Origin of the sequence: Govania unica, from assembly GCF_027920805.1 — a bacterium.
GTDB lineage: Bacteria > Pseudomonadota > Alphaproteobacteria > Sphingomonadales > Govanellaceae > Govanella > Govanella unica.
In genome coordinates this window covers 364,013-376,511 of sequence record NZ_JANWOI010000004.1, presented here as the reverse complement: position 1 = coordinate 376,511, position 12,499 = coordinate 364,013, and the positions used below count along the sequence as shown (strand labels likewise).

The following is a 12,499-nucleotide window of genomic DNA, read 5'->3' as shown; positions in this document are numbered from 1 at the left end:
GAATCTGGGGAGACTCCCTTGAGCATCCCAACTGGAACGCTATGTTGATAACATGACACAAGATGTTGAGAGCCCCGACCAGATCGCCCATGATCAAGTCACCGTCGAAGAATCGGACAGCGCCCCGGCCGAAGGTCCGCTCGCGCGCGGCATCGGCGTTCTCAAAACGCATTTGAAAACCATGCCGACCGTGCCCGGCGTCTATCGCATGGTCGACGATAAGGGCGAGGTGCTTTATGTGGGCAAGGCCAAAAGCCTGAAAGCCCGCCTCACCTCCTATACCATCGCCGGCAATCTTTCGAACCGCATCGCCCGCATGGTGGCGCGCGTCCATAGCCTGACGGTGGTGACGACCCACACCGAAGCCGAGGCGCTGCTGCTTGAATCGAACCTGATCAAGCATTTTCGGCCCTATTACAATGTGCTGCTCAAGGACGATAAGTCCTTCCCCTATGTGCGCATCGACCGCGCCCACGCCTTTCCGCGCATCACCAAGCATCGCGGGGCGCGCAGCGACAAGGCCGAATATTACGGACCCTTCGCCGCCGCCGGTGCAGTGGTGAAAACCCTGAACGTGCTGCAACGGGCCTTTCTGCTGCGCACCTGTTCCGACAGCGTATTCGCAAGCCGCAGCCGCCCCTGTCTGCTCTATCAAATCAAGCGCTGTTCCGCGCCCTGCGTCGGCCGCATCTCCGCCACCGACTATGACGCCCTGCTGCAGGAAGCCCGCGACTTCCTCAGCGGCCGCAGCCAGAAGGTGAAGGATACCTTGACGGCGCGGATGCTGACTTCAAGCGAAGAGCTCGACTTTGAAGGCGCGGCCATTTACCGCGATCGCCTGAAGGCGCTCAGCTATGTGCAGTCGAACCAGGATATCGACAATGCCCGGCTTGGCGACATGGATGTGATCGCCGCCCATATGGCGGGTGGTCATACCTGCGTGCAGGTGTTTTTCTTCCGCGCCGGTCAGAACTGGGGCAACCGGGCCTTTTTCCCGCGTCATGACCGTACACAGGACATGGCCGAGGTCTTGCCCGCCTTTGTCGCCCAGTTCTATGCCGACAAACCGGTACCGCGTGAGATCCTTGTCAGTCATGAACTGGTTGAACATGATCTTCTGGAAGAGGCGCTCGGGGCAAAAGCCGGGCACAAGGTGACCATCACCCTGCCGAAGCGCGGTGACCGTCGCAAACTGATGGATCTGGCCGCCGTGAATGCCAAGGGCGCGCTTGAACGCAAGCTTGCCGAAAGCGCGTCACAGGTCGTGCTGCTGGAGCAGCTCGCCGAGACGTTCGGGCTGGACGGCCCACCTTCCCGCATTGAGATTTACGACAACAGCCATATCATGGGCACCAAGGCGCTCGGCGGCATGGTGGTGGCCGGGCCCGAGGGCTTCATGAAGGCCCATTACCGGCTGTTCAACATCCGCTCGGAAGAAATCACCCCCGGCGACGATTTCGGCATGATGCGCGAGGTCATGACCCGGCGTTTCGGCCGCCTGCTGCGCGACGATCCGGAACGGGCCAGTGCCGCCTGGCCGGATCTGGTGCTGATCGACGGCGGGCTTGGGCAATTGAATGCGGTGCGCGAGACCCTCGCTGATCTCGGCATCGACGATCTGCCGCTCATCGCCATCGCCAAGGGCCAGGACCGCAACGCCGGGCGCGAGGATTTTTATCTGCCCGGCCGCGCCCCCTTCAAGCTGCCGCCGGCAAGCCCGGTGCTTTACTACGTTCAGCGTCTGCGCGATGAGGCCCATCGTTTTGCCATCGGCGGCCACCGCGCGCGCCGGGCCAAGGATGTGCGGAAATCCATCCTTGATGAAGTGCCGGGCATCGGGCCTGCGCGCAAAAAAGCCCTGCTGATGCATTTCGGCTCGGCGCAGGCGGTGGCCGGTGCCGGGATCCCCGATCTTGAAGCTGTTCCGGGCGTCAATCGGGCCACGGCACGGGTCATCTACAATCATTTTCACGATCAGGGCTGATCTCTCTTGACCCAGCGTCCCCATCGTTATCAACTCATGCGGAAATTCACTTTAATCCCAATAGCTCCAAGATCCTGATCAACTCATGTTCCATCTCGCCAATATTCTCACCCTGTCCCGGATCGCGCTCATCCCGCTGTTCATCGCCACCTTTTATTTTCCGGGGGCATGGGGACATTGGGTCGGGCTTGGCCTGTTTGTGCTGGCAGGGGTGACCGACTTTCTCGACGGTTATGTGGCCCGCAGCCAGAACCTGGTGTCCGCCATGGGGCGTTTTCTCGACCCCATCGCCGACAAGCTGCTGGTCGCCGCCGCCATCATCATGCTGGTGGCCTTCAGCCGCATCAACGGGCTTGATGTGCTGGCCGCCGTGGTCATTCTGAGCCGCGAGATTTTCGTCTCAGGCCTGCGGGAGTTTCTGGCCGAACTCAAGGTCGGTGTGCCGGTGAGCCAGCTTGCCAAATGGAAAACCACGGTGCAGATTTTCGCGCTGTCGTTCCTGATCATCGGCAAGGCAGCGCCGTTCGGACTGCCCGCCGCCGACATCGGCACCGCGCTGTTGTGGATCGCCGCCATTCTGACCATTTACACCGGCTATGATTATCTGCGCGCCGGTCTCAAATACATGACCTGATATGGTGACCTTGCTCTATTTCGCCTGGGTGCGAGAAAAGATCGGCCGGGCCGACGAGACCCTGCCGCTGCCTGCGGGCGTCACCACTGTGGCCAGCCTCATCACCTATCTGAGCGCCCGGGACGCAGGCTCGGCCGAGGCGCTGGCCGACCATGACCGGCTGCGCGTGGCCGTCAATGAAACCCACGTGGATCTCAACCACCCTATCCGTGACGGCGACGAAATCGCCATCTTCCCGCCGGTCACCGGAGGCTGACATGCTGACCCAGATCGGCCCCGAGGTCATCGATCCCGGCGCGGAACTCAGCCGGTTCGAAGCCGGGCTCGGTCCGAACACAGGCGCAGTGACAAGCTTCACCGGCCGCGCCCGCGCCGATGACGGCCTCACCGGCCTGACCCTTGAACATTACCCGGCCATGGCCGCGCGCGAGCTTGGCCGCATCACAGACGACGCCATGACCCGCTTTGGCCTCGCCGACGTGATGATCCGCCATCGCGTCGGCCCCATGGTGCCGGGCGACGTCATCGTCTTTGTGGCCACCGCCTCAGCCCACCGCGCCGCCGCTTTCGAGGCCGCAAGTTTTCTGATGGACTACCTCAAAACCCGCGCACCCATCTGGAAACAGGAAACCGCCGCCTCCGGCACCCGCTGGGTCGAAGCCAAAGCCCAGGATGACGCCGCCGCCGCGCGTTGGAGCGAACCTAAGTAGAGATAAAGCATCTGGTAACCCCGCCCCCACCCCGTCATCCCCGCGAAGGCGGGGATCCAGCCTTTCTTCCGCACCCGGGCAGGCCGTGCCGCCCCCCTGGATTCCCGCCTTCGCGGGAATGACAATTCATGTCCTATCCGTCATTGCGAGGCGTAGCCGAAGCAATCCAGTCTCTCCACCGCGCGCTGGAGCACACCGTCCGATAGAAGTTTGCGCCGGTGCGGCTTCATGCTTCGAGACGCTTCGCTCCTCAGCACGAACGGGATAGGTATGAAACTCTCCGTTCGTGCTGAGGAGGGCGCAAGCCCGTCTCGAAGCATGAAGCCGCACAAAAAACCCCGCCCAGAATACTCTAGGCGGGGTTTGATCATTTCAGAAAACCGCGATCAGGCCAGACGGCCATTCACGAAATCGTCGTAATCCTTCATCAGCGTCTGGGCGATGGTGCCGACTTCGAAATTATATTGGCCGATTTCGCGCAGGGGCGTCACCTCGGCGGCGGTGCCGGTGAGGAAGGCTTGTTCGAAGCCTTCCATTTCCGACGGCATGATGGCGCGCTGGATGACTTCGATGCCGCGCTTTTTGGCGAGGTCGATCACCGTGCGGCGGGTGATGCCGTCAAGGAAGCAATCCGGGGTCGGGGTATGGATCTTGCCGTCCTGGACGAAAAAGACGTTGGCGCCGGTCGCCTCGGCCACCTGACCGCGATAATCGAACATGATGGCGTCATCAAAGCCCGCGCGGTCGGCTTCATGCTTTGACAGCGTGCAGATCATGTAAAGACCGGCGGCTTTGCTGCTGGTCGGGGCGCTGTCGGGAGCCGGGCGCTTCCAGCGCGACACCGTGAGGCGCAGGCCTTTCAGCTTGGCTTCGGGGGAGAAATAGCTCGGCCAGGCCCAGGCGGCGATGGCCACATGAGTTTTGGTCAGAGGAGCGGCCACGCCCATCTGTTCCGCCCCGCGCCAGGCCACCGGACGCAGATAGGCGTCGGTCAGATTATTGGCCTTCAGCACGTCGCGAGCGGCCTGATCGATTTCCGCAACCGAATAGGGCACCTTGAAATCGAGGATTTCAGCCGACTTATGCAGACGCTCGCTATGCTCGGTCAGCTTGAAAATTTCGCCGCCATAAGCGCGCTGGCCTTCGAACACGCTGCTCGCATAATGGAGCGCATGCGTAAGCACATGAATTTTCGCATCGCGCCAGGGCACAAGCTTGCCGTCGAACCAGATAAAGCCGTCACGATCGTCGAAAGGAATAAGACTCATGCTGTCACCTCGTTGGGGTCCCGCGGCGGAGTCCGGTGTGCCCTGTTCCAGCCCATACGCTACGACGCAGGCGGAACGCGACAGACAGTATCCCTAGGCTCTATGCCGCATTATTTGCTTGAGATGCGTATCATTCGCCTATAAATGTGTCAACATGGCTGACTTAAAGACTATGGCACCCGCACAATTCTTGCGTGACGAGGAACTTCGCAAGGGAATTGAGCTACTTTATTTCGCATATCGTGATCTCGTCTCCGATCCGGATGAGGCCCTGGCGGAATATGGCTTCGGCCGCGCGCATCACAGGGTGATTCATTTTGTCGGACGACGCCCGGGAATGGCCGTCGCCGAACTGCTCGACATCCTCAGCATCACCAAGCAAAGTCTGTCCCGCGTTCTCGGCTCGCTGATCGACGAGGGCTATGTGCGACAGGACAAGGGCAGCCGCGACCGCCGCCAGCGCCTGCTCTATCTGACCGACAAGGGGGCTGAGCTCGAACGTCAGCTGCATGCCCTGCAACGCGATCGCGTCATCCGCGCCTATAAAGAGGCCGGAGCCGATGCAGTGGCCGGATTCTGGCGCGTGCTCCTTGGTCTTACCGACCCCGAGAACCGCGCTGCCATTCAGGATTTTGTCAGCAAGTCCTGAGCCGGGTTAATTGACGTGCCCAAGCTCGCGCGAGCGTTTGGTGGCCGCCATGACCGCCTGACGCATCAACGGCGACAGGCCCTTTTCACCCATCAACACATCAAGCGCCGCCGCCGTGGTGCCCGCCGGGCTTGTCACCGCTTCGCGGAGCGCCGTCGGGCTGTCGCCGGAGTGAGCCAACAAGGCCCCCGATCCGGCCATGGTGTGAACCGCGAGCTGAAAGCTCAGCTCCTGCGGCAAGCCGGCCGCGACACCGGCCGCCGCCAGACATTCGGTCAGATAAAACAGATAGGCCGGGCCGCTGCCGGAGACCGCCGTCACCGCATCCATATGCTTTTCATCGTCAAGCCAGACAAAGGCCCCCACCGCCGACAACAGAGCCCGCGCAACCTCGGCGAGGTCCGGCGTCACAGCGTCATTGGCGATGGCCGCCGTGATGCCGTGACCGATCGCGGCCGGGGTGTTCGGCATGGCGCGCACCACCGGTGCTGCGCCGAGCGCGGACCGGAAGTAAGCGAGATTCTTACCCGCCGCGATGGACAAAAAGGCGCTGCCACGTGCCGCATAAGGAGCAAGGTCAACAAGCGCGCCATCCATCATCTGCGGCTTGACGGCGAGCACCACCAGTTGCGGCAGAAGGTCCGACGGCACATCGGCAAGGCTTGCCGCAAGCTGACCGGCACGGCCCGCGAGATGGCCGCGGATATCGTCCGATGGCTCGACAATGACGACAGCGGCGGGATCAAGCCCCTGCTGCAGCCAGCCGTCCAGCATGGCCGATCCCATACGTCCGCAGCCCATCAGCAGCAAGGGCGCGGCGGGAGTGAAACGGCTGAACAAGGGGGCGGTGGTCTCGGTCACGGACATCATATTTCCTCGCGCCTTCATATCTTATGCGGGCAATTCTTGTGAGTGCCCGTAGCTTGAGACTCACTCAAGATATCATGGCGTGCAACTGCGCCATACGGCGCGAGTGCCGCCTTGTCAGGTCAACTGTCGTCGGAATCAGGCCTCGCCCATGGTTTCCAGCATGGCGGCCTCGACGGCCTCTTCAGCGCTTTTGTCGGACCAGAGGACAAACTGGAAAACCGGATAAAAGCGTTCGCATTCCTTGATCGCGGCATGGGTCACGGCCTCGGTCATGGCTGCCGTATGCACTTCGCTGTCGGTCACGAGAATCGCATGGCGGAACATGAGCGCGCCTTCATCGGACCAAAGCTCGAAATGGCCGAGCCACAGCCGCTCGTTCACCAGAGCGAGTGTCTCATAGATCTTAGCCCGTTTCGGAAGCGGGACGCGGGCTTCGAAAACAGCCGCGATCTGCAACAGTCCGGCATCTTCGCGCCACATATAACGCAGATGAATTTCCCCCCAGGCGCCGGGGGCGACGGCGGTGACTTCCTCTTCGTCAAAGCGCTCGAACGACCATTCCTGAGCCGTCAGATAATCCTCGACCAGATCGAGCACCGAACTTGTGGAGATATCGTCTTCGTCAATATAGAGAGTCGTCATGGCAGAGAGGCTCTTTTCGCTTACCGCACGATCCGCCGAACACAAGATCTTGCAGCGTAAATATCAAGATAGTGAGTTAATCAAACTCCCGCATACCAGATATAGGCCTACAAGACGTCAGATCGCATTGATGGTTCACCGCAACACGTCACAAACCTACGCTTATAGCGGTTTCAGCGCCAAAAGCTAGTCTGTGTAAATGCCGCAATAAATTGAAAGAACAGACGGTCAGACGTCCGATTTGCCATCCAAAGCGTCAAGGCGCGCCTTGAGCGCCTCGTTTTCACGCCGGGCTTCAACAGCCATGGCCTTCACCGCCTCAAATTCCTCGCGGGTCACAAGATCCATGTTGGCGAGCAGGCGTTCGACGCGCTGACGCACGACGCCCTCAAGTTCAGCCTTGACGCCATGCAGCGTTCCGGCCGCGCCGGTCGCAAGCTTGGCGAGATCGTCAAAAAGCTTGTTCTGCGTCTGCACCATGATCGTCACTCCATCGTCTCGGCTGGTCCGCGCACTATGGCCCTTGCGCCTGTTTTTGCCAAGCGCTTCTGTTGCAAGATGCTTGACAGTCCGCGAGCGGCGCGGCCAACTGCGGCCAATGGCTTCGTCCCAAACAAGAAAGCAGTCGCCCTCATGATTGAAGTCTCGCTTGCCGGATTATTGACCTACCCGCAGATCGACCCGATTCTGCTGGAAATTGGTCCGCTGGCCATCCGCTGGTACTCGCTCGCCTATATTGCCGGGCTTCTGGGCGGCTGGGCTTATATGACCCGGCTGATCCGCATCCCGGCCCCTATCTGCAAGCGCACCGATCTGGATGATTTCATCTTATGGGCCATGCTGGCCATCGTCATCGGCGGCCGTCTTGGCTATGTGCTGTTTTACAATTTCCCTTATTATTCCGAGAATCCGGCGGCAGCGCTCAGGCTGTGGGATGGCGGCATGTCGTTTCATGGCGGTCTGGTCGGCATGAGTGTGGCGCTCATCTGGTTCTGCGCCCGGCATCATATCCCGCTGTTTCAGTTCACCGACCGCATTGCCTGCGTGGCACCTTTGGGGCTGTTTTTCGGGCGTGTCGCCAATTTCATCAATGGCGAGCTTTATGGCCGCGTCACCGACTCCCCCTTTGGCATGGTATTTCCCCATGGCGGCCCGTTGCCCCGCCATCCAAGCCAGCTTTATGAAGCGGCGCTTGAGGGCGTTCTGCTGTTCGCCCTCCTCAATCTGCTGTTCCATTTCACGGCCAGCCGCAACCGGCCCGGCATCCTGACCGGGCTTTTTCTCATCGGCTATGCCGCCGCGCGGGTGGTGGTTGAACTGGTGCGGGAGCCCGACAGCCAGCTGGGCTACCTGTTTGATCATGTGACCATGGGGCAATTGCTGTCTCTGCCGATTGCCCTTGCCGGGTTTGTCATCATCATCCTGGCCTTTCGCAAGGCACCGCTCAGACCATGACCGCATCCAGCATGACCCCCTTGGCGCAGCGCCTGATCGCTGACATCCGTGGCGCGGGCCCGATGCCGGTCGCAAGCTTCATGGCGGCCGCCCTTGGCGACCCCGTGCATGGCTATTACATGACCCGCGACCCCTTTGGCGCACGCGGCGACTTCATCACCGCCCCCGAAGTCAGCCAGATGTTCGGCGAGATCATCGGCCTGTGGGTGGCGAGCGAATGGCAGGCCATGGGATCACCTCCGCAGGTGACGCTGCTGGAACTTGGCCCGGGACGGGGCACGCTGATGGCCGATGCGCTCCGTGCGCTCCGGGTGCTGCCGGCCTGTCGCGAGGCCCTGAGCGTGCGGCTTGTGGAGATGAGCCCCGAACTCATGGCCCGTCAGCGCGACGCCCTCAAGGATGTGGCCAATATTCACTGGCACGCAAGCGCCGCCGACGCCCTCGCGGCGAGTGGGGATAGCCCGGTCATCCTGCTTGCCAATGAATTTCTCGATGCCCTGCCTATTCATCAGCTGGTGATGACCGCCGACGGCTGGCGCGAGCGGCTGGTGGACGCAACCCCCGGCGGCAAGCTCGACTGGACGCTCGCCATCAACCCGACCCCACTTGAGGCGCTGATCCCTCCGAGCTTGTCGAATGCTCATGCCGGGGCGCTCTTTGAACTCTGCCCGGCAGCGCTCACCCTCGCAGGCGACCTTGCCCGCCATATCAAGGCCCATGGCGGCAGCGCGCTCTTTATCGATTACGGGCATGAGCGGCCGGGCTATGGCGACACCCTGCAGGCGCTCAAAAGCAACAATTTCGCCGACGCGCTGACCGAACCGGGTGAGGCCGACCTCACCGCCCATGTGGATTTCAGCGCCCTCGGCAATGCCGCAAAAGACGCCGGCCTCGCCGTCGCCGGGCCGATTTCGCAGGGCCGTTTCCTGCTTGGACTCGGCATTCGCGCCCGCGCCGAGCGGCTCACCAATGCAAGCCCCGCCCGCGCCGCCGAGATCGCCACCGCCCTCACCCGCTTGACCGCAGCCGAAGAGATGGGCACGCTTTTCAAAGTGATGGCGCTGCGTCATCCCGATCTGCCGCCATCAGCGGGTTTTGCCCCCGAGGGAGAGAGCTGACCCATGCTGCACAGCGATCTTTTGGAGCATCCGAAGCTGCGTCACGGGTTTTTCACCCGTCAGGGCGGCATTTCGCGCGGGGTTTACACCAGCCTCAATTGCGGGCCGGGGTCGGCCGACGATCCGGCCCACGTGGTCGAGAACCGCCGCCGCGTGGTCGAGCGATTGGCCGAAGATCTGATCAGCACTGACCTGCCGCTCTGTTCTCTTTATCAGGTCCATGGCCCGGCCGTTGTTCATGTGACAGCGCCCTGGGACGCCGCCAACCGTCCCGAGGCTGACGCCATGGTCACCGATCGACCGGGCATCGCCCTTGGCATCCTCACCGCCGATTGCACGCCGGTGCTGTTTGCTGATCCGCAGGCGGGCGTCGTTGGCGCGGCCCATGCGGGCTGGAAAGGGGCGCTCTATGGCGTGCTTGGCGCAACCATTACGGCTATGGAACGATTAGGCGCGAGCCGCTCCCGCATTCAGGCCGCCATTGGCCCGACCATCGCGCAAGAGTCCTATGAGGTGAGCGCCGCTTTCCGTGCTACATTCCTTGAACAGGACCCTGGGCACGCCCGCTTTTTCGTCCCCGGACGCGACAGCGATCATGCCCAGTTCGACCTGCCCGGCTTTGTCGCGGCCCGGCTTTTGGCCGAGGGCATCGGCGGTCTGGATGACCTAAAGCTTGACACTTACGCCGACAGCCGCCGCTTTTTCAGCTTCCGCCGCACCACCCATCACGGCGAGGCCGATTACGGACGACAGATTTCAGCAATCATGGTCGCTCCAATTTAACCTGTCCGAGAACATTTACAGCGCCCGGTCTGCCTGATATTGTCCGCGAAATTTAACCTTTCAGACGTCTGACGCGGGATTGACTGCATGAAAATCTTGGCCGGAAACAGTAACCGTCCGCTTGCCGAAGCCATCGCCGCCTATCTCAAAATGCCCTTGGTGAGCGCCGATGTCCGGCGTTTTTCCGACAATGAGATTTTTGTCGAGATCCATGAAAATGTCCGTGGCGAGGATGTGTTCGTTATTCAGTCCACATCCTATCCGGCGAACGACCATGTGATGGAACTGCTCATCACCATCGATGCCCTGAAGCGCGCCTCGGCCCGCCGCATCACCGCCGTGATCCCCTATTTCGGTTATGCCCGCCAGGACCGCAAACCCGGACCGCGCACGCCGATCACCGCCAAGCTCGTGGCCAATCTGATCACCGTGGCCGGGGCTGACCGGGTCTTGACCATGGATCTCCATGCCGGTCAGATCCAGGGCTTTTTTGATATCCCGACCGACAATCTCTTTGCCATGCCGGTGCTGGTGAAGGATGTGAAGCAAAACTTCGACATCAATGATCTTGTGGTGGTGTCGCCGGACGTCGGCGGCGTGGTGCGCGCCCGGGCCCATGCCAAGCGCATTGGTGACGACGGCCTGCCGCTTGCCATCATCGACAAACGTCGCGAACGCGCCAATGTCTCGGAAGTCATGCATATCATCGGCGAAGTCGAGGGTAAGGCCTGTATCCTCGTCGACGATATCGTCGATACCGCCGGCACGCTGTGCAACGCCGCCGACGCCCTGATGAAGGCCGGAGCCACCTCGGTCAGCGCCTATGTGGCCCATGGCGTGCTGTCCGGCAAGGCGCTTGAACGCATTGAAAATTCGGCGATCGAATCCGTGGTCGTCACCGACAGCATCAAAGCCACCGAGGCCATCCGCGCCTGCAACAAGATCCGCTATATCTCCATGGCCCCGCTGATCGGCGAAGCCATGAAGCGCATCAGCGAAGAAAGCTCGGTCTCGGTTCTGTTCCACTAAAAGCGCCAATCCATAATTTTGCCTGCGATCTTCTGGGTCGCAGGCAAAATTTTGCCGGGACACTCCCCGTCGGGATTAAAAACGGCATTTCACCCTCGGATATGCGATAGCATCCGCATTTCCCTGAGATATTATTGATTTCTTTAAAAATATTTCGCAACTTACGGTGTCAACATACAAGGGGACTTCCATCATGCTTCAAAGGTCCATGCGTAAAACGGTCAGCTTGATGACCATGGCTGCCACGGTCGTCGGCCTCAGCGCCCAGATGCCGCTGCGCGCCGAAACTGCTCAACAGCAGAGGGCGCAGAAAACCGCTGAAATCCCCCGTTGCAACAAAAAGATCGGCACCATCGCCATCGCCGAGCCGGAACGCAACTGGTGGAGCGAGTATCAGCTCGGTTCGCCGGAAGCCCTGCTTAAGGTCTTTGTCATGCAGTCTGGCTGCTTCTCCCTCGTCGATCGCGGCAAGGGCATGGCCATGATGCAGCAGGAACGGGCCCTTGCATCGGGCGGCGACCTTCGCGGCGGCTCGAACATCGGCAAGGGCCAGGTCAAGGCGGCGGACTATGTGCTGGTGCCTGATCTCGTGTCGCAGAACAGCAATTCCGGTGGCAATGCCATCGGCGGCATCGTCGGCGGCCTTTTGGGCGGCGCGGTCGGCGGCCTGGTGGGCGGCATCAATATCAAAAAGAAAACCGCTGACGTGGTTCTGACGGTGACCGACGTGCGCTCGTCCGAGCAGCTCGCCATCATGGAAGGCCATTCCAAGAAATCCGACCTCGGCTGGGGTGCTGGCGGCGGTCTGTTCACCGGCGGCGCGCTCATCGGCGGCGGCGCTTCGGGCTATGCCAATACCGAAATCGGCCAGGTCATCACCCTCGCCTATCTCGACGCCTACACCAAGCTTGTGGATCAGTTCGGCGGTCTGTCAGGCGATGCCTCAGGCAGCAATGTGCGGCAATCCGTACAGATGACCAAGCCGAGCAGCATGTATACCGAACCAAGCATGCGGTCGACCGCAGTGCGCCCGCTTGATCCCGGCATGACGCTTTACCCCACTGGCAACAAGAACGGCATGATGTGGGAAGTGGAAGACGAGCTCGGCCATAAGGGCTGGGTCAGCTCGATCATGTTCGAACTGGCAAAATAATGTATCTTTGCGATTGAGGGCGGCCGCATCCTGACAGGTGCGGCCGCCCTCTTCTTTGCTCAAACCCTTTCCCGGCTTGTTTTTCAGGCCCAATCAGGGTACAAGCCCCCGATCAATCATGTGTCCGCAGCCTTGGAGGCGGAGCGTGAGGGAGGATCGCGGTCACATGGTGTGGCCCGCGCAATGCCCGGATAGCAGTGGATT

14 protein-coding genes are annotated in these 12,499 nt (G+C 61.1%); 10 read left to right on the top strand and 4 right to left on the bottom strand.

Going from position 1 to position 12,499, the window contains the following annotated elements:
• Positions 1 to 52 precede the first annotated feature (52 nt).
• From uvrC to NYP16_RS12505, 4 genes are all read left to right on the top strand, one after another.
• A complete protein-coding gene (gene uvrC / locus NYP16_RS12520) occupies positions 53 to 1,984 on the top strand; it encodes an excinuclease ABC subunit UvrC (RefSeq protein WP_274944494.1) in 1,932 nt (643 codons plus the stop codon).
• Between the two features lie 85 nt (positions 1,985 to 2,069).
• On the top strand, positions 2,070 to 2,618 hold the full coding sequence (pgsA, locus tag NYP16_RS12515; protein WP_274944493.1) for a CDP-diacylglycerol--glycerol-3-phosphate 3-phosphatidyltransferase: 549 nt from the start codon (positions 2,070 to 2,072) through the stop codon (positions 2,616 to 2,618).
• 1 nt (position 2,619) lies between these two features.
• Positions 2,620 to 2,874 (top strand): molybdopterin converting factor subunit 1, encoded by a 255-nt coding sequence (gene moaD / locus NYP16_RS12510; protein WP_274944492.1) that lies wholly within the window; start codon positions 2,620 to 2,622, stop codon positions 2,872 to 2,874.
• Position 2,875: 1 nt separating this feature from the next.
• Complete coding sequence (locus tag NYP16_RS12505) at positions 2,876 to 3,328, top strand: molybdenum cofactor biosynthesis protein MoaE (RefSeq protein ID WP_274944491.1); 453 nt, start codon at positions 2,876 to 2,878, stop codon at positions 3,326 to 3,328.
• Positions 3,329 to 3,714: 386 nt separating this feature from the next.
• Here the strand turns inward: NYP16_RS12505 and NYP16_RS12500 are convergent, their stop codons facing one another.
• The gene (locus NYP16_RS12500) at positions 3,715 to 4,596 is read right to left on the bottom strand and encodes a branched-chain amino acid aminotransferase (protein ID WP_274944490.1); all 882 of its coding nucleotides are present in this window, start codon (positions 4,594 to 4,596) and stop codon (positions 3,715 to 3,717) included.
• A gap of 154 nt (positions 4,597 to 4,750) precedes the next feature.
• Between NYP16_RS12500 and NYP16_RS12495 the strand changes: the two genes are divergently transcribed.
• On the top strand, positions 4,751 to 5,245 hold the full coding sequence (locus tag NYP16_RS12495) for a MarR family winged helix-turn-helix transcriptional regulator (protein ID WP_274944489.1): 495 nt from the start codon (positions 4,751 to 4,753) through the stop codon (positions 5,243 to 5,245).
• A gap of 6 nt (positions 5,246 to 5,251) precedes the next feature.
• Here NYP16_RS12495 and proC read toward each other — a convergent pair whose 3' ends face one another.
• From proC to NYP16_RS12480, 3 genes are all read right to left on the bottom strand, one after another.
• Entirely contained in the window at positions 5,252 to 6,112 is an 861-nt protein-coding gene (proC, locus tag NYP16_RS12490; protein ID WP_346742529.1) for a pyrroline-5-carboxylate reductase, read from the bottom strand.
• Between the two features lie 138 nt (positions 6,113 to 6,250).
• Positions 6,251 to 6,757: a type III secretion system chaperone family protein gene (locus tag NYP16_RS12485; protein ID WP_274944487.1), complete on the bottom strand. Its 507-nt coding sequence runs from the start codon at positions 6,755 to 6,757 to the stop codon at positions 6,251 to 6,253.
• Between the two features lie 228 nt (positions 6,758 to 6,985).
• Positions 6,986 to 7,237: an accessory factor UbiK family protein gene (locus NYP16_RS12480; RefSeq protein WP_274944486.1), complete on the bottom strand. Its 252-nt coding sequence runs from the start codon at positions 7,235 to 7,237 to the stop codon at positions 6,986 to 6,988.
• 153 nt (positions 7,238 to 7,390) lie between these two features.
• Between NYP16_RS12480 and lgt the strand changes: the two genes are divergently transcribed.
• The 5 genes from lgt (at position 7,391) to NYP16_RS12455 (ending at position 12,295) form a co-directional block, all read left to right on the top strand.
• Positions 7,391 to 8,212 carry a prolipoprotein diacylglyceryl transferase gene (gene lgt / locus NYP16_RS12475; RefSeq protein WP_274944485.1) on the top strand — a complete coding sequence of 274 codons (822 nt, stop codon included), beginning with the start codon at positions 7,391 to 7,393 and terminating at the stop codon, positions 8,210 to 8,212.
• Positions 8,209 to 9,330: a class I SAM-dependent methyltransferase gene (locus NYP16_RS12470; protein WP_274944484.1), complete on the top strand. Its 1,122-nt coding sequence runs from the start codon at positions 8,209 to 8,211 to the stop codon at positions 9,328 to 9,330. Before lgt ends, NYP16_RS12470 begins: the two co-directional genes overlap by 4 nt.
• A 3-nt stretch (positions 9,331 to 9,333) precedes the next feature.
• Entirely contained in the window at positions 9,334 to 10,113 is a 780-nt protein-coding gene (pgeF, locus tag NYP16_RS12465; RefSeq protein WP_274944483.1) for a peptidoglycan editing factor PgeF, read from the top strand.
• An 87-nt stretch (positions 10,114 to 10,200) separates the two neighbouring features.
• Positions 10,201 to 11,142, top strand: a complete 942-nt coding sequence (locus tag NYP16_RS12460) for a ribose-phosphate pyrophosphokinase (RefSeq protein WP_274944482.1) — start codon at positions 10,201 to 10,203, stop codon at positions 11,140 to 11,142.
• 193 nt (positions 11,143 to 11,335) lie between these two features.
• A complete protein-coding gene (locus NYP16_RS12455; RefSeq protein ID WP_274944481.1) occupies positions 11,336 to 12,295 on the top strand; it encodes a CsgG/HfaB family protein in 960 nt (319 codons plus the stop codon).
• The last annotated feature ends 204 nt before the right edge of the window (positions 12,296 to 12,499 follow it).

Bases quoted from the DNA above. Each gene is read 5' to 3' on its own strand.
- proC (WP_346742529.1), bottom strand. From the start codon at position 6,112: ATGTCCGTGACCGAGACCACCGCCCCCTTGTTCAGCCGTTTCACTCCC.
- moaD (WP_274944492.1), top strand. From the start codon at position 2,620: ATGGTGACCTTGCTCTATTTCGCCTGGGTGCGAGAAAAGATCGGCCGG.
- NYP16_RS12505 (WP_274944491.1), top strand. From the start codon at position 2,876: ATGCTGACCCAGATCGGCCCCGAGGTCATCGATCCCGGCGCGGAACTC.
- NYP16_RS12480 (WP_274944486.1), bottom strand. From the start codon at position 7,237: ATGGTGCAGACGCAGAACAAGCTTTTTGACGATCTCGCCAAGCTTGCG.
- NYP16_RS12485 (WP_274944487.1), bottom strand. From the start codon at position 6,757: ATGACGACTCTCTATATTGACGAAGACGATATCTCCACAAGTTCGGTG.
- NYP16_RS12455 (WP_274944481.1), top strand. From the start codon at position 11,336: ATGCTTCAAAGGTCCATGCGTAAAACGGTCAGCTTGATGACCATGGCT.
- NYP16_RS12470 (WP_274944484.1), top strand. From the start codon at position 8,209: ATGACCGCATCCAGCATGACCCCCTTGGCGCAGCGCCTGATCGCTGAC.
- lgt (WP_274944485.1), top strand. From the start codon at position 7,391: ATGATTGAAGTCTCGCTTGCCGGATTATTGACCTACCCGCAGATCGAC.
- uvrC (WP_274944494.1), top strand. From the start codon at position 53: ATGACACAAGATGTTGAGAGCCCCGACCAGATCGCCCATGATCAAGTC.
- pgeF (WP_274944483.1), top strand. From the start codon at position 9,334: ATGCTGCACAGCGATCTTTTGGAGCATCCGAAGCTGCGTCACGGGTTT.
- pgsA (WP_274944493.1), top strand. From the start codon at position 2,070: ATGTTCCATCTCGCCAATATTCTCACCCTGTCCCGGATCGCGCTCATC.
- NYP16_RS12495 (WP_274944489.1), top strand. From the start codon at position 4,751: ATGGCTGACTTAAAGACTATGGCACCCGCACAATTCTTGCGTGACGAG.
- NYP16_RS12460 (WP_274944482.1), top strand. From the start codon at position 10,201: ATGAAAATCTTGGCCGGAAACAGTAACCGTCCGCTTGCCGAAGCCATC.
- NYP16_RS12500 (WP_274944490.1), bottom strand. From the start codon at position 4,596: ATGAGTCTTATTCCTTTCGACGATCGTGACGGCTTTATCTGGTTCGAC.